General features: G+C 72.1%; 16 protein-coding genes. 6 read left to right on the top strand and 10 right to left on the bottom strand.

Annotation, left to right across the window (positions count from 1 at the left end; translation table 11 throughout):
- Nucleotides 1-160: 160 nt before the first annotated feature.
- The gene (gene purF, locus WFH25_RS11865) at nucleotides 161-1618 is read right to left on the bottom strand and encodes an amidophosphoribosyltransferase (protein WP_336697823.1); all 1458 of its coding nucleotides are present in this window, start codon (nucleotides 1616-1618) and stop codon (nucleotides 161-163) included.
- Nucleotides 1619-1691: 73 nt separating this feature from the next.
- Between purF and purM the strand changes: the two genes are divergently transcribed.
- Nucleotides 1692-2786: a phosphoribosylformylglycinamidine cyclo-ligase gene (purM, locus tag WFH25_RS11860; RefSeq protein ID WP_336697822.1), complete on the top strand. Its 1095-nt coding sequence runs from the start codon at nucleotides 1692-1694 to the stop codon at nucleotides 2784-2786.
- A gap of 402 nt (nucleotides 2787-3188) precedes the next feature.
- Here the strand turns inward: purM and WFH25_RS11855 are convergent, their stop codons facing one another.
- Nucleotides 3189-3410 carry a DUF3073 domain-containing protein gene (locus WFH25_RS11855; protein ID WP_070417000.1) on the bottom strand — a complete coding sequence of 74 codons (222 nt, stop codon included), beginning with the start codon at nucleotides 3408-3410 and terminating at the stop codon, nucleotides 3189-3191.
- A 158-nt stretch (nucleotides 3411-3568) separates the two neighbouring features.
- Between WFH25_RS11855 and WFH25_RS11850 the strand changes: the two genes are divergently transcribed.
- Entirely contained in the window at nucleotides 3569-4732 is a 1164-nt protein-coding gene (locus tag WFH25_RS11850; RefSeq protein WP_336697821.1) for an NAD(P)-binding domain-containing protein, read from the top strand.
- A gap of 104 nt (nucleotides 4733-4836) precedes the next feature.
- On the opposite strand, the gene WFH25_RS11845 is transcribed toward WFH25_RS11850, so the two are convergent.
- From WFH25_RS11845 to WFH25_RS11830, 4 genes are all read right to left on the bottom strand, one after another.
- Entirely contained in the window at nucleotides 4837-5277 is a 441-nt protein-coding gene (locus WFH25_RS11845; RefSeq protein WP_336697820.1) for a DoxX family protein, read from the bottom strand.
- A gap of 109 nt (nucleotides 5278-5386) precedes the next feature.
- Nucleotides 5387-5650: a DUF3072 domain-containing protein gene (locus WFH25_RS11840; RefSeq protein WP_070416997.1), complete on the bottom strand. Its 264-nt coding sequence runs from the start codon at nucleotides 5648-5650 to the stop codon at nucleotides 5387-5389.
- Between the two features lie 78 nt (nucleotides 5651-5728).
- Complete coding sequence (locus WFH25_RS11835; RefSeq protein ID WP_070416996.1) at nucleotides 5729-6466, bottom strand: hypothetical protein; 738 nt, start codon at nucleotides 6464-6466, stop codon at nucleotides 5729-5731.
- An 11-nt stretch (nucleotides 6467-6477) separates the two neighbouring features.
- A complete protein-coding gene (locus tag WFH25_RS11830; protein WP_336697819.1) occupies nucleotides 6478-8691 on the bottom strand; it encodes an APC family permease in 2214 nt (737 codons plus the stop codon).
- Between the two features lie 130 nt (nucleotides 8692-8821).
- On the opposite strand from WFH25_RS11830, the gene WFH25_RS11825 reads away from it, so the two are divergent.
- Entirely contained in the window at nucleotides 8822-9610 is a 789-nt protein-coding gene (locus WFH25_RS11825) for a MerR family transcriptional regulator (protein ID WP_336697818.1), read from the top strand.
- A 69-nt stretch (nucleotides 9611-9679) separates the two neighbouring features.
- Here WFH25_RS11825 and WFH25_RS11820 read toward each other — a convergent pair whose 3' ends face one another.
- From WFH25_RS11820 to yczE, 3 genes are all read right to left on the bottom strand, one after another.
- On the bottom strand, nucleotides 9680-10261 hold the full coding sequence (locus tag WFH25_RS11820) for a PadR family transcriptional regulator (protein ID WP_336697817.1): 582 nt from the start codon (nucleotides 10259-10261) through the stop codon (nucleotides 9680-9682).
- Nucleotides 10258-11136 carry a DUF4097 family beta strand repeat-containing protein gene (locus tag WFH25_RS11815; protein WP_336697816.1) on the bottom strand — a complete coding sequence of 293 codons (879 nt, stop codon included), beginning with the start codon at nucleotides 11134-11136 and terminating at the stop codon, nucleotides 10258-10260. Before WFH25_RS11815 ends, WFH25_RS11820 begins: the two co-directional genes overlap by 4 nt.
- Nucleotides 11137-11212: 76 nt before the next feature.
- Complete coding sequence (gene yczE, locus WFH25_RS11810) at nucleotides 11213-11878, bottom strand: membrane protein YczE (protein WP_336697815.1); 666 nt, start codon at nucleotides 11876-11878, stop codon at nucleotides 11213-11215.
- Nucleotides 11879-11938: 60 nt separating this feature from the next.
- Here yczE and yczR point away from each other — a divergent pair, with 60 nt between their 5' ends.
- The 3 genes from yczR to WFH25_RS11795 all read left to right on the top strand — a co-directional run bounded on the left by yczR (nucleotide 11939) and on the right by WFH25_RS11795 (nucleotide 17657).
- Nucleotides 11939-13390, top strand: a complete 1452-nt coding sequence (gene yczR, locus WFH25_RS11805; RefSeq protein WP_336697814.1) for a MocR-like transcription factor YczR — start codon at nucleotides 11939-11941, stop codon at nucleotides 13388-13390.
- Between the two features lie 106 nt (nucleotides 13391-13496).
- Nucleotides 13497-14162 carry a DUF6518 family protein gene (locus WFH25_RS11800; RefSeq protein ID WP_336697813.1) on the top strand — a complete coding sequence of 222 codons (666 nt, stop codon included), beginning with the start codon at nucleotides 13497-13499 and terminating at the stop codon, nucleotides 14160-14162.
- A gap of 33 nt (nucleotides 14163-14195) precedes the next feature.
- Nucleotides 14196-17657 (top strand): efflux RND transporter permease subunit, encoded by a 3462-nt coding sequence (locus WFH25_RS11795; protein WP_336697812.1) that lies wholly within the window; start codon nucleotides 14196-14198, stop codon nucleotides 17655-17657.
- Here the strand turns inward: WFH25_RS11795 and WFH25_RS11790 are convergent.
- Nucleotides 17654-17965: a hypothetical protein gene (locus tag WFH25_RS11790; RefSeq protein ID WP_309778441.1), complete on the bottom strand. Its 312-nt coding sequence runs from the start codon at nucleotides 17963-17965 to the stop codon at nucleotides 17654-17656. The genes WFH25_RS11795 and WFH25_RS11790 overlap by 4 nt on opposite strands.
- Nucleotides 17966-18137 lie beyond the last annotated feature (172 nt).

Genomic DNA, 18137 nt, shown 5'->3' with positions numbered 1-18137 from the left:
GGGCGGCCGGCCCCCCCGGCCCCCGCGGGGCGGCGGCGCCCCCCCCCCCCCCCGCGCGCGCGGGGGGCCCCCCCGCCCCGCCCGCGCGCCGGGGGGGGGGGCGCCCCCCCCCCCCCCCCCCCCCTCCAGTCCGTTGCTGGGTCGCGTTCGCGACCGTCGCTCAGCTGAGCTGGTTGGCCTCGACCCAGGACAGGTACTCCGGGCTGACCGTGCCCGTGACGTACTCGCCCGTGAAGCAGCTCATCTCGAGGTCCGTGACGTCGGAGCCCTCGATGATCGCGTCGCGCATGTCGCCGATCTCCTGGTAGATCAGGTGGTCGCTGCCGAGCACCTTGTTGATCTCCGGGATCTTCCGGTCGTGGGCGATGAGCTCCGCGCGGGTCGGCATGTTGATGCCGTAGACGTGCGGGTACCGGACCGGGGGAGCGGCGCTCGTGAACGTGACCTCGTTCGCACCGGCGGCGCGGGCCATCTCGACGATCTCGCGGCTCGTGGTGCCGCGCACGATCGAGTCGTCGACGATGAGGATGTTCTTGCCCTTGAACTCGGACGACATCGCGTTGAGCTTCTGGCGCACCGACCGCTTGCGCTCCGCCTGCCCCGGCATGATGAACGTGCGGCCGACGTAGCGGTTCTTGTAGAAGCCCTCGCGGTACTCGATGCCGAGCTTCTGCGCGACCTGCATCGCGGCCGGGCGGCTCGAGTCCGGGATCGGCATGACCACGTCGATGTCACCCGTGGGGGCGTACTGCGCGATCGTGTCCGCCAGGCGGTTGCCCAGCCGGAGGCGGGCGTCGTACACCGAGATGCCGTTCATGACGGAGTCGGGACGGGCGAGGTAGACGTACTCGAACGAGCACGGCACCAGGCGCGGGTTCTTCGCGCACTGACGGGCGTGCATCTGGCCGTTCATCTCGATGAAGATCGCTTCACCGGGGGCGACGTCGCGGACGATCTCGTAGCCGCCGGACTCGAGCACGAGGGACTCGGAGGCGACGACCCACTCCGGCTTGCCGGCCTCGTCGAACTTGTGCCCGAGGATCAGCGGGCGGATGCCGAACGGGTCGCGGAACGCCAGCAGCCCGTGCCCGGCGATGGTCGCGATGGCGGCGTAGGAGCCCTCGACCCGCTCGTGCACGCGCTCGACGGCGTCGAAGACCTGCCCGGGGTCGAGGTCCTTGCCGCGCACCTGGCTCTGGAGCTCGTGCGCGAGCACGTTCACCAGCAGCTCGGTGTCGGAACTCGTGTTGAGGTGCCGCCGGTCGATGTCGAACAGTTCACGGGTGAGTTCCCGCGTGTTCGTCAGGTTGCCGTTGTGCACGAGGACGATGCCGTAGGGCGCGTTCACGTAGAACGGCTGGGCCTCTTCCTCGTTGCTGGCGGCACCCTTGGTGGCGTACCGGACGTGCCCGAGGCCCATGGTGCCCAGCAGGGCGCGCATGTCACGGGTGCGGAAGGACTCCCGCACGTGACCGCGGGTCTTGTGCATGTGGTGGATGTGACCCTCGACCGTGGCGATGCCCGTCGAGTCCTGTCCCCGGTGTTGCAGGAGGAGCAGTGCGTCGTAGATGGATTGGTTGGCGGGGCCCTGTGCAACGAGGCCGACGATGCCGCACATTCGCGGGTGTGCTCCAGACCGTAGAATCGGGGGGTACCGAACAAGTCTGCCATGTCACCGCGAAGGACTCAGCATGCCCAACCCGTACGCCGAAGCCGGAGTGGACACCGCCGCCGGTGACCTGGCCGTCGAACTCATGAAGTCCGCAGTCGCGGCCACCCACACCCCGTCGGTCCTGGGCGGCGTCGGTGGCTTCGCCGGGCTCTACGACGTCTCGTTCCTGAAGGACTTCTCACGGCCGCTGCTCGCGACCTCCACCGACGGCGTCGGGACGAAGGTCGCCATCGCGCAGGCGATCGACAAGCACGACACGATCGGGCAGGACCTCGTCGGCATGGTCGTCGACGACATCGTCGTGGTCGGCGCCAAGCCGCTCTTCATGACGGACTACATCGCCTGCGGCCGGGTCGTCCCCGGGCGCATCGCGGACATCGTCGCCGGCATCGCCCGCGGCTGCTCGGAGACCGGCACCGCGCTGGTCGGGGGCGAGACGGCGGAGCACCCCGGGCTGCTCGGGCCGGACGACTACGACGTGGCCGGTGCCGCGGTCGGCGCGGTCGAGGCCGGGTCGCAGCTCGGCGCGCACCTCGTGCAGGACGGCGACGTCGTCGTGGCGATCGAGTCCTCCGGGCTGCACTCCAACGGGTACTCGCTCGTGCGGCACATCCTGTCGTCGCGCGGCGTCGGGTACACCGACTCGTTGCCGGAGCTCGGCGGCCTCGTGGGGGAAGCCCTGCTCGAGCCGACGCGCCTCTACACGACGCCGCTGCTGTCGCTCATCGAGCAGCACCCGGGCGCCGTGCACTCGCTGTCGCACGTCACGGGTGGTGGCATCGCGGCGAACCTGGCGCGCGTGCTGCCCGTCGGGTCCTGGGTCGAGGTCGATCGCTCCACGTGGGAGCCGCTCCCCGTCTTCCGTGTGCTCGCGTCGATGGCGGGCACTCCCATCGAGGACACCGAGGGCACCTGGAACCTCGGCATCGGCATGTTCGCGGTGGTCTCGGCCGCTGCGGCGTCGGACGTCATCGCGTCGCTCGGGACCGCCGGGCTGCCGTCGTGGGCGGTCGGGACGATCTCGACCTCGGCGCGTGACCTCGACGGGTTCGAGCAGGGCGCGAAGGGCGTCGACGGCGGCGCGGTGCGGCTCGTGGGGGCGTACGCGGGCTGAGCGCGGGCGCCCGGGGCCGCGCGGGCCGCGCGGGCTCGAGGTCGCACGAACTGCCGTCCGGACTCCTCCCGGGCGGCAGTTCGTGCGACCGGGGCGGAACGGGCGCGGCAGGTCGTGCGACCTCGGGTTGGTCGTTCGTTGCGTGCGCGGGTCGTTGCGGGCGCGCGTGTGCGACATCGTCGCTGTCGTACGACGTCGGATTCGTCGTTCGTCGCGCGCGGGGGTCGTTGCGGGCGCGCGTGTGCGACATCGTCGCTGTCGTGCGACGTCGAGGATGTCGTTCCGAGTCCGCGGGGCCCCGGCCGACGTCAGACGCGGGCGGCACTGGGCGGCACCGGGCGGCACGCACGACGAAACGCCGCGCTGCCCCGGAGGGTGCGCGGCGTCGTCATCGAGCCTGGGTCAGGCGGACTTGTTCTGGTCCTGCTGCGGTTCGAACTCGTCGTCTTCTTCGAGCTGGTCATCACCGTATTGGTCTGCCCAGCGGTCGACGTAGGAATTCTCGTCCGAGTGTTGCCCGGCGGAGAGCTCTCGTTCGAGCGCACCGTAGTTCGTCTCCGGGCTGAAGTACTTCAGTTCCCGGGCGACCTTGGTGTGCTTCGCCTTCTGACGGCCGCGCCCCATGCGTGACCCCCTCGTGATCGGCTCTGGTCCGGTCCTGGCGGGAGAGGAGTCACCCGGGGAACCGAACGGTTTCGTGGTTTGAAATCTGCCGATCACTCTACCATGTACCCCGATCTGGACGTCGCCGCGACGGCCCCGCCCACAGCAGAATCGAAGTGATGACAGACGACGCGCAGGCCCCGGCCGACCAGCACGCCCGGGTCGTGGTGATCGGCGCGGGTCAGGCCGGCCTCTCGGTGGGATACCACCTCCGCCGGCTCGGCCTGACGCCGGGGAGCGATCTGGTGCTGCTCGACCGGGCGCCGAGCACGGGTGGAGCCTGGCAGTTCCGGTGGGAGGCCCTCCGCCTCGGAGCCGCGCACCGCGTGCACGACCTGCCCGGGATGAACGCGATGGGCCTCCGGTTCGACGACGCCGACCGGTCGCGACCGGCGCGGGACGTCGTCGGCGAGTTCTACCGGCGCTTCGAGCAGCACTACGACCTGCGGGTCCGTCGTCCGGTCTCGGTGTCGTCCGTGTCGCGCATCGGGGACAGCCTCGGAGCGTCCGGAGGCCTGTGCGTCACCGTCCGGACCGCCGACGGGCGCACGAGCCGGATCGGCGCCGAGGTCGTCGTGAACGCCTCCGGAACGTGGGGCACGCCCTTCGTCCCGTGGTACCCGGGTCGCGATGCCTTCGGCGGTCGGCAGCTGGACACGACGGAGTACCGGAGTGCGGCGGAGTTCGCCGGTCAGGACGTGGTGGTCGTCGGCGGTGGCACCAGCGCGATCGGGTTCCTGCTCGAGCTCGACGGCGTCGCCGCGCGGACCCGGTGGTTCACCCGGCGGCCGGTGGTGTGGTCGGAGTCGGCGGCGCTCGACCTCGAGTCCGCGGTGGCGGCGGTCGAGGAGCAGGACCGGGCCGCCAGGGCGGGGGAGACCCTGCCGAGCATCGTCTCCGGCACCGGTGTCCCCGTGTCGCGCCGGATCCGTGCCGGGCTCGAGCGGGGTGTGCTGCGGGACTCGCCGATGTTCACCCGGCTCGACGAGACCGGTGTGGTCACGGCAGACGGTGAGCACGTGCACGCCGACGCCGTGATCTGGGCGACCGGGTTCCGTGCGGACCTGCGGCACCTCGCGCCGCTGCACCTGCGAACCGCGGCCGGCGGCATCGTGGTCGAGGACGGTCGGTCGGTGGACGAGCCGCGGTTGTTCCTGGCGGGGTACGGGCCACAGGCGTCGACGATCGGAGCGAACCGTGCCGGGCGGCGGATCGCCCGGCAGGTGATGGACGTGCTCGCGGGTGACGATGCGGGATCGGCGCCGGCGGTCGGGTCCGACTGACCTCGCACGGTGCGACCTCGCCGACGCACCGTGCGAGGTTCCGCGCCCGGTGCGGGGCGGAGGCCGTCCCACGGAGCGCGGAACCTCGCACACTGGCGGGGGCGTCAGGCGGGCAGGGGCTCCTCGACGCCACGACGCCGGCGCGAGGCCAGCAGGAACACGGCGTCGAGCGAGAACCGCCCCGGCCCGGTCAGCGCCACCGCGAGGGACGCCACCGCGAGCACGAGGACGTACTCGAACCCGCCGTCCTGCGAGTAGAACCCCGCGGACGCGTGCGCGAGCAGGCCGGCCACGACCATGTCGACCGCGAGCAGCACGCCCACGATCCGGGTCGCGACGCCGAGCACGAGGAACACCCCGCCGACGAGTTCGAGCCCGGCGACGAGGGGCGCCGCGACCTCGGCGAGGGGGACGCCCATGCCGGAGAAGCCCTGGGGCACGGAGCCGATCCCCTGCGCGAACTTCTGGGCGCCGTGGGCGATGAACACCACGCCGAGGACGATGCGGAGCGCGGTCAGGCCGATGGAGGTCGATGTCGTTCGCATGCCGTCGAAGCTAACCGGTGACGCGTCATCATCCACCCCCGTCCGGGGGACTTCCCGGACATCACCAGAACATGCCCAGGCCCGGGTCCGCAGAAGCGCGGACCCGGGTTCAGGAATCGGCGCCGCGTCCGGTCTGCTGCTGCAGGCGGTCGATGTGCTCCGAGGCCTCGGCCTTGGTGAGGTCGGCGGGGAGTTCCTCGCCGGCCTCGCGGGCGAGGGTGTCGAGGTAGCTGCGCTGCGGCCCGGTCATGGGCTCGTCACCGGTGACCCACTGCTCGGGGTCCTTGCTGGCGTCGGTGCTGGGGTCGGGGCGGGCGCCGCCGAGGGTCTCGGGCTGGTCGGTGCGGTCGTCGATCGGGTCTGCGTCACTCATGGCGTGGACGCTACGCCGCACCCCCGACCGGAAACCCCACCGTGGCGTCCCCCGGACACACGGCACCCACGTCCGCGGTCAGTCCGCGACCGCGGTGTACCGCACCAGGTCCGGGCCGACCGAACTCACCGCGATCGGGACCGACCGGTCCTCGCGGCGGATCCAGATCGTCGCGGCACGCTCGTCGATCCGCTCGACCTCGTGCAGGGTGCCGTCGATCAGGACGGCAGCGCGGACCAGGACGTGCCCGGTGCCCGAGCGCGGCGGCAGCCCCACGACGTCGTCGCCGAAGGCCGGGTACCGACCGGGCGACAGGAACGGCGACACCGGGGTGGTCACGATCTCGAGGCCCTCGTCGACCGCGCGCACCGCCACGAGCCGCACCGCCTGGTCGGTGGGGAGCGGCACGTCGACGACCGGGGCGTCCGCGGAACCCGCCAGTGCGCGGAAGGCGGGCCGACCGTCGGGGGCGAGCCGCGCCTCCAGGCCGTCGATCCGGACCCGACCGCGACCGCGCGAATCCGCGTACGTACCGGGTTCGATGCCGGACCGACGCGCCTCGATGCGGGAGACCACCACACGGTCCGGGCGGTACCAGTCGCGGAGCGTCGCCGGGTCGACCCAGCCGATGCGGTGCGTCGAGTCGTCGGCCGCCCGTTCGTCGAGCGCACCGAGGGGGTGCGGGCCGCGGACGGCGACGAGTCCCTCGTGCGGGCCGCCGGGCGTCGGCTCGTGGTCGAGCACCTCGACGCGCTTCGAGACCTTGCCGCCGTGCCCGTCGAACGTGGCGAACGTGCGCAGGTCGGAGATCGTCATGACGACAGATGCTACGACGAGCGACCGTCGCCGCGTGGAGGTGACGGGACGAGGACGTGCATCTCACCGGTGCAGTCGGTCGGGTCGACGCCCTCGGCGGGACCGGCCGGACGGGTCGCGCGGCGCGGCTGCAGGCTGTTCCGCTGGGCCGACCGGAGCAGCCGGTCGTCCTCGGCGTCGTGCTGGACGACGCCGTGCGGGGAGCGGCGGAGTGCGGGGCGGATCGGCTCGCCGCGACGCTCCTGGCCGGGGAGCGGGCGGGATCGCCGGCCGTACAGGAGCTCGGAGGAGTCGAGCAGCCAGGGCACGAGCGCGACGGTCACGCCGTGCACGAGCAGCAGCTTCTTCCGGATGCGGCGACCGCGGTGGTTGTGGAGGAAGGTCTCCCACCAGTGCCCGACGATGAAGACCGGCGTGTAGACGGTCACGACCTCGGAGCCGTGCTCCATCCGGTGCGCCTTGATGTACTTGATGAGCGGCATCGAGATGTCGCGGTAGGGGCTCGGCACGATGGTCAGGGGGACCTCGATGCCGTACTCCTCCCACTGTGCCCTGAGCCGGGCCGCATCGGCGTCGTCGATCGCGACGTGCAGGGCCTCGAAGCTCGCGTGCTTCGCGGCGATCGCGTAGTCGAGGGCCTTGAGCACGGGCTTCTGCAGCTTGTTCACCAGGACGATCGCGTGGTCGCCGGTCGCGCCGAACCGGGTCTCCTCGTCGGCCTCGATCTCGTGCGAGACGTCGCGGTAGTACCGGTTCACGCCGAGCATGAGCACGAACAGGATCGGCATGATCAGGAACACGAGCCAGGCGCCGTGCGTGAACTTCGTGATCGTGACGATGACGAGGACGACGAACGTGAAGGTGGCGCCGGTGGCGTTGATGGCGCGGGAGCGCATGACCTGCCCACGGTTGACCGGGCCGTCCGCGGTGCCCGCCCGGTCCGCCCGCAGCAACCGCGTCCAGTGCACGATCATCCCGGTCTGCCCGAGCGTGAACGACACGAACACACCGATGATGTAGAGCTGGATGAGGCTCGTGACGTTCGCCCGGTACACGATCAGCAGCGCCGCCGCGACGAGGGCGAGCACGATCACGCCGTTCGAGTAGATGAGCCGGTCGCCGCGGGTCGACAGGGCCTTCGGGGCGTACGAGTCGCGCGCGAGGATCGACCCGAGCAGCGGGAAGCCGTTGAACGCCGTGTTGGCGGCGAGCAGCAGCACCGCCGCGGTGGTCGCCTGGATCACGAAGAAGAGGACCGTGTTGTCGCCGAACGTCGCGGCCGCGATCTGCGCGATCAGGGAACGCTGCGGCGTCGTGGCGCACTGCGCGAAGCCCTGCAGGTCGCACGCGCTCTCGGCGTAGTGCACGCGGGAGATGAGGGCGAGCGTGATGAGACCGACGAACAGCACGATCGCGATCGACCCCATGAACACGAGGGTCATCTGCGCGTTCTTGATCTTCGGGCGGCGGAACGCCTGCACGCCGTTCGCGATCGCCTCGACACCGGTCAGCGCCGAGCAGCCGGACGCGAACGCGCGGAGGAGCAGCAGGATGAACGCGGCCTGCGTCGTGTGCTCGACGTTCTGCACGGTGTAGGCGGCGGACTCCGCGACCGGGGCGTTGCCGGCCGCGGCCCGGACGAGCCCGACGACGACCATCACGAAGACGCTCGCCACGAAGAGGTAGGTCGGCACGGCGAAGGCCTTGCTCGACTCGCGGACACCCCGGAGGTTCGCGGCGGCGAGGAGCACGACGAACACCAGGGCCAGTTCGACCCGGAACTCGTTGAGGAACGGGAGCGCGGAGATGATGTTGTCCACGCCGGACGCGACCGAGACCGCCACCGTCATGACGTAGTCGACGAGCAGTGCGGAGGCCACGACGAGCCCCGCCTTCTCGCCGAGGTTCCGGTGTGCCACCTCGTAGTCGCCACCGCCGGACGGGTACGCCTTGATGAGCTGTCGGTAGGACGCGACGACCACGACGAGCAGCAGCACGACGAGGGCGGCGACCCACGGGGCGAACGTCAGGAACGCCATCCCGCCGAGCAGCAGGATCATGAGGAGTTCCTGCGGCGCGTACGCCACGGAGGACAGCGGGTCACTCGCGAAGATCGGCAGTGCCAGGTGCTTCGGGAGGAGCTGTCCCTCGAGCTTCTCGGAGGGGAGGGGATCCCCGATCAGTCGCGCTTTCAACGACCGGATCTCGTTCGTCACGAGCGGCAAACCTACTCATTTCCGGGCGCGAGTCAACACGGCCGACCCCGGTGGTATTCCCCGTCCGTGCCGGTTCGGGTCGGGCGCACCCCGGAAACCCCTTGCGGTTGACGCTGCGTCAACCTCTACCGTGGCCTGCATGAGGGATTCGACAGACACGGCAGCCGCAGCTGCGAAAGCACCGCACGGCATCGCCGACGTGGCGCGTTCCGCCGGTGTGTCGAGCCGCACGCTCCGGCACTACGACGCGATCGGCCTGCTGCCCGCGACCGCGGTCGGCGAGGGCGGGCTCCGACGCTACGACGACCGCGCGCTGGTCCGGCTGCAACGGATCCTCCTGCTGCGCGGGCTCGGACTCGGGCTGGCCGACGTCGGCCGGGTCCTCGACGGCGAGCAGGACGACGTCACGGCCCTCACGGCGCACGTCGCGTGGCTCGAACGCGAGCGCGACCGGCTCGCGCGGCAGCTCGCGGCCGTGCGCACCACCATCACGAGGATCGAGGAAGGACAGGACATGGACGCCACCGACACGTTCGACGGGTTCGACCAGACCCGCTTCCGGCAGGAGGTCGAGGAGCGCTGGGGGCCCGCGGCCTGGGACCGAGGCGCACGCTGGTGGGAGTCGAAGGACCCCGCCGCGAAGGAGGCCTTCCAGGCGGAACAGCGGGCGATCGCGCAGGACGCCGCAGCGCTCGCCGCGTCGGGCGCGGGTCCGGCATCGGAGGCCGGCGCAGCACTCGCACGGCGTCAGTTCGCCTGGCTCGCCGAGGCGACGCCCCCGGCCGAGCTCACCGCCGACCGGTTCCGCACGCTCGGCGACATGTACGTGCAGGACGAGCGGTTCACGCACGCCTACGAGTGGGCGGGCGCGGGTGCCGCCCGCGCCCTGCGGGACGCGATGCACGCCCTGGCCGACCGCGGTCTGTGAGGGACGACCCGCGCCTCCTGGCGGACTGCCTGGAGGCGCGGGTCGTCACCGTCTGTCGGCCGCCGGTCGTCAGAGGGACTTGCGCAGCGCCTCCAGGCCGTCGCGCAGACGCGTGACCGTGTCCGCACCGAGCGTGCCGCGGGTCGCCCGACGGCGGAGGTCCGCCCGGACCTGCTGCCGGAACGACGACAGGACCATCTCGACCTCGCGCAGGGCGCCGGCACCCTCGGACGGGACGTCCACGGGCTCGTCTGCGGTCCGGCCGCGCGGTGCCTGCGCGCTCGCCGCGAGGTCGGCGCGGAGGGACCGCATCGCCTCGCCCACCGAGGCGCGGACGCCGTCGGCGAGGGACTTCACCGAGTCGTTGACGCCGTTCTCGACCGCGGCGATCTCGTCGGCACGGGCGTCGAGCTCGGCGCGGCCCGCGTCGGTGATCGCGTAGACGGTCTTCCGGCCGTCGGCGGACTTCGTGACGAGTCCCTCTTCCTCGAGCTTGGCGAGCCGCGGGTACACGGTGCCGGCGCTCGGGACGTAGGTGCCGCCGAAGCGGTCGCCAAGGGCCTGGATGACCTCGTACCCGTGCATCGGGTGGTCGGCCAGCAGCACGAGCAGGTAGAGGCGCAGGTGGCCGTGCGCGAAGACGGGGCTCATTCGGGCACCTCGCCGTCGTTCACCGGCGCCGCGGGCATGGTCGGTGCAGCCGGCGCCGTCGGTGCCGTCGGCTCCGCGACGGGTGGGGCGTGCAGCACCGCGATGTCGCCGGACACCGAGTTCACCTTGAGGTCGAGCCACTGCCCGGACAGTTCGCCGCCCTGCTTGACGTACGACCCCCGCACGCCGCGGATCTCCGAGTCGTCGAACTGCAGCTTGCCCGAGGCGGTGCTGACGGTGCACTGGTAGGGCACGCCGTCCTCGAGTCGGACGCTCACCGCACCGGACACCGTGTTGACGCGGGCCTGGTCGGGGGTGCCGTGCAGGTCGAGCACCACGTCGGCGTTCACCCCGTCGGCCGAGAACCGCGGGATCGCCCCGGTCGCCACGACGTCGCCGGACACGGTGTGGACCGTCAGTGCACCGTCGAGCTCGCGGATGGTCGTCGTGCCGGACACCGCGTTCACGGTGACGTCACCCGCGACGTCGTCGACGACGAGGTCGCCGGACACCGTGTTGAGCGTGGCGCCGCGGTTCGTGCCGGACAGCAGGGCCCCGGCCGAGACGACGCCGAGGGTGACGATGGCGTCGCGTGGCACGAGGACGCTGACGTCGGCGTGGGCCTTGCCACGGAACGACTTCAGGAAGCCGATCGGGTCGTCCCACCGGACCTGCGGGTGGTCGATCGTGAGCGTGTCGCCGTCGAGCTCGATCTTCATCGGCTTGCCGGACACGCTGTGCACCTCGACGCGGGCGGTCGGCTCGTCGTGCGCGACGACGTCCACCTGTCCTCCGGCGAGGCCCACGCGCAAGCGGCGGACGATCCCGGTGTCGATCACCTTCGGCTCCTCGACGAGCCACTTCTCCTGGGCCATGTTGCCTCCTCGAACTCGCGATGTATCGCGTCTGTAGCAGACACGTTATATCGCGACCTGGACGCACGCAAGGGCTCTAGGCGACCTCCGAGGCGGCGGCGGCCCGCGCCTCCTGGACCGGTGTGGCGGCACGCGTCCGTTCCGGGCTCCACGGGAACCGGCGGAAGACCGGCATGAGCGGCTGCACCATCGGACCGATCGCGAACGCCGCGACCACGGTGCCGGCTCCGACGTCGCCGCCGAGGAACCAGCCGACGATCACGACCGAGACCTCGATGACGGTCCGCGCCACCCACACCGGCCAGCCGAGGCGCTCGTGCAGGCCGACCATCAGGCCGTCACGAGCGCCCGTGCCGAAGCCGGCGCCGATGTAGAACGCGGTGGCGACCGCCAGGAGCACCAGCCCGGCGACGAACAGGAGGACCCGGCCGACGAGTTCCGACGGCGTCGGGACGAGCCAGAGCACGAGGTCGGCGCTCGGTCCGATCGCCAGGGCGTTGAGCAGCGTCCCGATGCCCGGCTTCTGGCGGAGCGGGATCCAGAACAGCAGGATGACGCCGCTCGACACCACGGTGATGACGCCGAAGGACCACGGCACCACGTTCTCGAGGCCCTCGGTGAGGACCGTCCACGACGAGACCCCGACGACCGCACGCACCTGCAGTGCCGTCGAGGCGCCGTAGAGGAACAGGCCCACGAAGAGCTGGACGAAGCGGAGCGTGAGGGCGGTCGAGCGGGGCATGGCTCGATCGTCGTGGAGATTGGACTGCGGGTCGAGAGCCAATTCCGCTACCGTGGATCCATGACCCCGGTCCTGCTCAGTGCCCGATCAGCAGCACTCCTCCTCACCGACTGGCGCGCCGGTACCGACGCCCCGGCGTACGAGGCGCTGTCCGACGCGCTGCGCGTGCTCGTCATCGACGGCCGGATCCCGCAGGGCGTGCGGCTGCCCGCCGAGCGGGGCCTCGCCACCGCGCTGGGCGTCTCGCGCACCACGGTCGCGAACGCGTACTCGAGGCTCCGGTCCGACGGCTTCGTGGTGTCGCTCCGGGGGTCCGGCAGCGTGGTCCGGCTCCCGGCCGGGCTGATCGGCCGACCGGACCCGGAACGGCTCGGCGGCGTCGTCGACGACGACCTGCTCGACCTCCGCAAGGCCGCACTGCACGCGGCTCCCGGGATCGCCGAGGCGGTCGAGCGCGCGGTGCGGCACGTACCCGCGGCGCTCGCCGGCATCGGGTACGACACCGTCGGGGACCCCGGGCTGCGCGCGGCGATCGCCGCGCGGTACACCGAACGCGGCCTGCCCACCGACCCGTCCCAGGTCGTCGTGACGATCGGGGCGCAGCACGCGATCGCCCTGCTCGCCCGGGTGCTCGTCCGCCGGGGCGACGCCGTCCTCGTCGAGTCCCCGACCTACCCGCACGCGCACGAGGCCTTCCGTGAGGTCGGCGGTCGACTCGTCGGCGTGCCCGTCGACGCGCGGACCGGGTGGGACGCCACGGCGCTCGAGACCACGATGCGCCGCACGGCGCCGGCGGTCGCGTACGTCATGCCCGAGCTGCACAACCCGACCGGAGCGACGATGTCCGCGTCCACCCGGGAGCTCCTGCTGTCCGTCGCTGCGTCGACCGGGACGACGGTCATCGCGGACGAGACCATGGGCGAGCTGCGGATCGAGGGCTCGCCGTCCCTGCCACTGGCAGCGGCCGACCCGTCCGGGGCATCGGTCGTGATGATCGGGTCGGCCGACAAGGTGTTCTGGGGCGGCCTGCGGATCGGTTGGATCCGCGCCGCACCGGCGCTCCTGCAGCGGCTGCTCCTCGCCCGTCCGACGGGCGACCTCGGCACGCCCGTGCTCGACCAGTTGGTCGCGCGGGAGCTCGTCCCGCGCACGGAGGCGGTCCTGGAGGCGCGGCGCGAGTACCTGCGCCAGGGTCGCGACGACGTCGTGGGTGCGTTGCGCGCGCGGCTCCCGGAGTGGGATGTGCCGTCGCCGGCGGGCGGGTTGACGACGTGGGTCGGGCTCGGGCGACCGGTGTCGAGCGCGCTGGTGCTCGCCGCACGCGCCGAGGGAGTCGTGCTGGCGTCCGGCGGGGTCTTCGGGCCGGACGGCGGGTTCGAGCGGTTCCTGCGGGTGCCGTTCACGATGCCCCCGGCCGACCGGGTGCGGCTCGTCGACGTGCTCGAACGGTCGTGGGCGCGGATCGGTGGTGACGCCGCCGGCGTGCGGGGGTCGCTCGCCGCGGTGGTGTGACGCGCCCTCCCCGCTCGGCAGTGTCATCCTCCGGGGTGACGCTCCTCGTGCGATCTGGCTCTGCGGAGTGATGCGTGCGACGCCCGGCCACCGGGATCCTGGTCCCATGGAGACGACCATGCACGCCGGCACGACGGCCCGTCCGGCGCCCGCTCCGACCCACGCGGTGCCCGCCGCCGCCCGGGTCTCGATGGCGCTCACGGGGGCACTGCTCGCCGGGGTGCTGACCTCGTTCGGGCAGGCGGTGCCCGGACTCTCCTCCGTCGCGAACTCCGCCGGACCCTGGTTCGTCGTCGCGGCTGCGCTGTGCCTGCTCGCCGGTGTGCGGTCGGGGCGCTGGGCGTCGCCGGTCGCGATGGTGCTCGGCGTCGTGCTCCTCGAGCTCATGCACGTGGGGTACTGGGCGACGACGAACCTGCGCGGCTACCCGGACGTCCTGTCGATCACGAACTTCTGGGTCCTGATGGGCATCCCCGCCGGGGTGCTCGCGGGTGCGGTCGCGGTGGCACTCCGGTCCCGGGACGTCGGGTGGCGCGGGGCAGCGCTCGGGGCGACCGCCGCCGTGCTGGTCGGCGAGGGCGTCCGGGCCCTGCTGCAGGTCGCGGACACCACGGGGCCGGTGACCTGGGTGGTCGAGATCGTCGTCGGTCTGGCGGTGCTCGTCGTGGCGGTCCTGACGGCACGGACCCCGCTCGGCCGGATCGTGGCGCTCGCGACCGGCGTGCTCGGGACCGTGGGCGTGCTCGGCGCGTACCTGCTCCTCGGCGGCTGAGCGCGTCGAGGGACGCCCTGCAAGGATCAGGGTGTGCACCTCCTCTCGGTCTTCAGCCTCCGCAACCGGGCGCTCATCGCGCTCGTCACCGTCGTCGTCGCGGTGTTCGGCGGCATCGCGCTGACGAGCCTCAAGCAGGAGCTCATCCCCAGCGTCCAGTTCCCGCAGGTCGCCATCGTCAGCGCGTACCCCGGTGCCACGCCCGAGGTCGTGTCGAACGACGTGTCGACGAAGATCGAGCAGGCGATCCAGGTCGTGCCGAACCTCGAGTCGACCACCGCGACGTCGTCGACCGGGCAGAGTGTCGTCTCGGCGTCGTTCGACTACGGATCGAACCTCGCCAGCGCCGAGGACAAGATCCAGACCGCGGTGAACGCCCTGTCGCTCCCGGACACCGTGCAGACGCAGATCGTCACCGGGTCCTTCGACGACCTGCCCGTGCTGCAGCTCGCCGTCACGGGGAAGGGCGACCAGGAACAGCTGGTCGACCGGCTGAACGCCACGGCGATCCCCGACATCGAGAAGCTCGACGGGGTCCGCCAGGCCGACGTCTTCGGCAACCCGGGGCGCCGCGTCGTGATCACCCCGGACACCGACGAGCTGGCTTCGCGGGGCCTGAGCACCCAGTCCATCGCGGACGCACTCGACGACAACGGGACGCTCGTCCCCGGTGGCACGATCACCCAGGACGGCACGACGCTGTCCGTGCAGACCGGGGAGCGGATCGCCTCGATCAAGGACATCGAGGGGCTGCCGTTGACCGCGTCGTCGAGCGGCGGGTCGTCGTCCGGGGCGGGATCCTCCGGCAGCTCCTCGTCCGGCGGTGCGGCGGATGCCGGGGCAGGCGCGACCGGCGGGGCGGGCTCGACCGGGGCCGTGGACGCGACCAGCGGGACTGCGGCGAGCAGTGCGGCGGGGGCGGGCAGCGCCTCCAGTGCGACCGCCGGTACCGGGACCGCCGCGACGACGCCGACCACCATCGGCGACGTGGCGAAGGTCGCGATCGAGGAGTCGCCGCGTACCTCGATCAGCCGCGTGAACGGCGAGACGGCACTGACCATCGCGATCACCAAGACGCAGGAAGCGAACACCGTCGACGTCTCGAAGACGGTCCGCGACGCCCTCCCCGGCATCGAGGCGAAGGTCGCCGGCGACCCCCGGTTCACCGTCGTGTTCGACCAGGCGCCCTACATCCAGCAGTCGATCGACTCCCTCGCCGAAGAGGGGCTCCTCGGCCTCGGGTTCGCCGTCGTCGTGATCCTGCTGTTCCTGCTGTCGGTGCGGTCGACGATCGTCACCGCGATCTCGATCCCGACCTCGGTGCTCCTCGCCGCGATCGGCATGCGGGCGACCGGGTACACGCTGAACGTCATCACGCTCGCCGCGCTCACCATCGCGATCGGACGCGTGGTGGACGACTCGATCGTGGTCATCGAGAACATCAAGCGGCACCTGCAACCCGGGGTGGACCGGACCCGGGCGGTGCTCGACGCCGTCCGCGAGGTGGCCGGTGCCGTCACCGCGTCGACCCTCACCACCGTCGCTGTGTTCCTGCCGGTCGCGTTCGTCGCGGAGCTCGTCGGCGAGCTGTTCCGGCCGTTCGCCCTGACCGTGACGATGGCGCTCGTGGCGTCGTTGCTGGTGTCGCTGACGATCGTCCCGGTGCTCGCGTACTGGTTCCTCCGGACACCTGCCGCCGGTGGCACCGTCGCCGGTGGCGCCGCCGCTGGTGGCGCTGCTGCCGGTGGCGCTGCTGCCGGCGGTGCTGCTGCCGACGGGTCCGCTGCGACCGCCGCGCTGTCGTCCGCCGAGGACCTGCACGACGCCGGCACGTCCGACCGGCTCCGGCGCGGGTACCAGCCCGTGCTCCGCTGGGCCATCGGTCGGCCGGCGCTCGTGGTGGTCCTGGCGGTCCTCGTGCTCGGCGGCACCGCGGCCGCCGTGCCGTTCGTCAAGACGAACTACCTCGGCGACTCCGGGCAGAACACCTTCACGGTCACGCAGGACCTCGAGCCGGGGACGAGCCTCGGCGAGCAGTCCGACGCGGCGAAGGAGGTGGAGCGCGTGCTCCGCGGTGTCCAGGGTGTGCAGACCGTGCAGACCACCATCGGGACGAGCGGGCAGTCCATCCAGGCGGCCTTCGGAGGCGGGGCGTCGGCCTCCGTGCAGTACAACGTGACGACGGACGCCGGCGACGACCAGACCGCCATCCAGTCCACCGCGCGCGACCGCATCGACCGGATCGACGGCGTCGGCGAGGTCAGCCTCTCGTCGGCCGGTGGCGGCTTCGGCGGCTCGAGCGACATCGAGGTCGACGTCACCGCGCCGACCCAGGCAGAGCTCCGGACCGCGGCGGCGTCGGTGCTGCGCGAGATGCGGAAGGTCGACGGCACGACCGGCGCGACGAGCAACCTGTCGGCGTCCGAGCCGTACCTCGCCGTCCGGGTCGACCGGCAGGCGGCCGCGGAGCGCGGGCTGACCGAGACACAGGTCGGCGGGATCGTCGCCGCGGCGGTCTCGCCCCGCGACACCGGCACGATCGAGATCGACGACGCGACGCTCGACGTGTACATCGCCGACCCCGAGCCCCCGACGACCGTCGCCGCACTGCGGTCGCTGTCCGTCCCCACCTCGACCGGGTCGGTGCCGCTGTCCGACCTGGCGACCGTCGAGCAGTCCGAGGGGCCGACGTCCATCACGACGTCGAACGCCGTCCGGACGGCCACGATCACGGTGACCCCGGACTCGACGAACCTCGGCGCCGCCGTGCAGAACGTGACGGCGGCCGTCGACGCGCTCGACCTGCCGCGTGGCGCATCCGCCGAGATCGGCGGTGTCGCCTCGAGCCAGTCGTCGGCGTTCAGCCAGCTCCTGTTGGCCATGCTCGTCGCGGTCCTGATCGTCTACGTGATCATGGTCGCCACGTTCCGGAGCCTGCGGCAGCCGCTGCTGCTCCTCGTGTCGGTGCCGTTCGCGGTCACCGGCGCGCTGCTCCTGCAGATCGTGACGGGGATCCCGCTCGGTGTGGCGTCACTGATCGGCCTGCTCATGCTCGTCGGCATCGTGGTGACGAACGCGATCGTCCTCATCGACCTCGTCAACCAGTACCGGCGCCGGGGGCTCCGCGTGCACGATGCCCTGATCGAGGGTGCGACCAGACGACTCCGGCCGATCCTGATGACCGCCCTGGCGACGATCTTCGCGCTGCTCCCGATGGCCGTCGGGCTGACCGGCCGGTCCGGGTTCATCTCGCAGCCGCTCGCGCTCGTGGTCATCGGCGGGCTGGTGTCGTCGACGCTGCTCACCCTCGTGGTGCTGCCGTCGCTGTACGCCCTCGTCGAGGGGCTCTTCGAGCGGCGGGCCGACCGGCGGGCGGCGCGTGGGGCCGCGGCGGGGGAGGCCACTGCGCGTGAGGCCACTGCGGGGGATGCCGCGGCGCGCGAGGCCACTGCGGGGGTCGCCGCGGCGCGTGGGCCCGCGGCGGGAGAGGACTAGCGGCGGTACTCCGCGTCGATCGCCGAGATCGGGTCGACGACGGAGGCAGCCGGCGCCGCCGCGGGTGCCTCCTCGCGCTCGACGGCACGGAACCACGACACGAGGACGCACGTCAGCGTCACGAGGAACACCACGCCGGCGCCCTGCGACAGCACGGTCATCCGTCCGGTCACGGCCGCGTACCCGCCGAAGGCGACCGCGGCGGTGAACGACAGACCGAGCAGGAGCTCGGCGAACGTCTGCAGCGAGGAGTGCCGCTCCCAGCGGGAGGCAGTCGCGTGTGCAGGGCGCATCGAGGTGTCGGTCACCCCCGAAGTCTGCGGTGCGCGGGCGGCGAGCGGCAGTCCCGACTCCGGGTGCCACCCGGCCGGGGCACGCGCGGCCGGTGCCGGTGCGGGTGCCGGTGCCGGTTCCCGAGTCTCGGCCCCGCGGACACTTTCGCGTCCACACCGCCCGAGGAACGTCCGCTGAACCGAGACT

It is taken from the genome of Curtobacterium sp. USHLN213 (assembly GCF_037144815.1).
Lineage (GTDB): Bacteria > Actinomycetota > Actinomycetes > Actinomycetales > Microbacteriaceae > Curtobacterium.
Note: the sequence above shows the minus strand (reverse complement) of the source record. Positions and strands in the feature narration are given on the sequence as shown.

Bases quoted from the DNA above. Each gene is read 5' to 3' on its own strand.
- WFH25_RS11800 (WP_336697813.1), top strand. From the start codon at position 13,497: ATGGAGACGACCATGCACGCCGGCACGACGGCCCGTCCGGCGCCCGCT.
- WFH25_RS11855 (WP_070417000.1), bottom strand. From the start codon at position 3,410: ATGGGGCGCGGCCGTCAGAAGGCGAAGCACACCAAGGTCGCCCGGGAA.
- purM (WP_336697822.1), top strand. From the start codon at position 1,692: ATGCCCAACCCGTACGCCGAAGCCGGAGTGGACACCGCCGCCGGTGAC.
- WFH25_RS11845 (WP_336697820.1), bottom strand. From the start codon at position 5,277: ATGCGAACGACATCGACCTCCATCGGCCTGACCGCGCTCCGCATCGTC.
- purF (WP_336697823.1), bottom strand. From the start codon at position 1,618: ATGTGCGGCATCGTCGGCCTCGTTGCACAGGGCCCCGCCAACCAATCC.
- yczE (WP_336697815.1), bottom strand. From the start codon at position 11,878: ATGCCCCGCTCGACCGCCCTCACGCTCCGCTTCGTCCAGCTCTTCGTG.
- WFH25_RS11820 (WP_336697817.1), bottom strand. From the start codon at position 10,261: ATGAGCCCCGTCTTCGCGCACGGCCACCTGCGCCTCTACCTGCTCGTG.
- WFH25_RS11815 (WP_336697816.1), bottom strand. From the start codon at position 11,136: ATGGCCCAGGAGAAGTGGCTCGTCGAGGAGCCGAAGGTGATCGACACC.
- WFH25_RS11835 (WP_070416996.1), bottom strand. From the start codon at position 6,466: ATGACGATCTCCGACCTGCGCACGTTCGCCACGTTCGACGGGCACGGC.
- WFH25_RS11825 (WP_336697818.1), top strand. From the start codon at position 8,822: ATGAGGGATTCGACAGACACGGCAGCCGCAGCTGCGAAAGCACCGCAC.
- WFH25_RS11840 (WP_070416997.1), bottom strand. From the start codon at position 5,650: ATGAGTGACGCAGACCCGATCGACGACCGCACCGACCAGCCCGAGACC.
- WFH25_RS11850 (WP_336697821.1), top strand. From the start codon at position 3,569: ATGACAGACGACGCGCAGGCCCCGGCCGACCAGCACGCCCGGGTCGTG.
- yczR (WP_336697814.1), top strand. From the start codon at position 11,939: ATGACCCCGGTCCTGCTCAGTGCCCGATCAGCAGCACTCCTCCTCACC.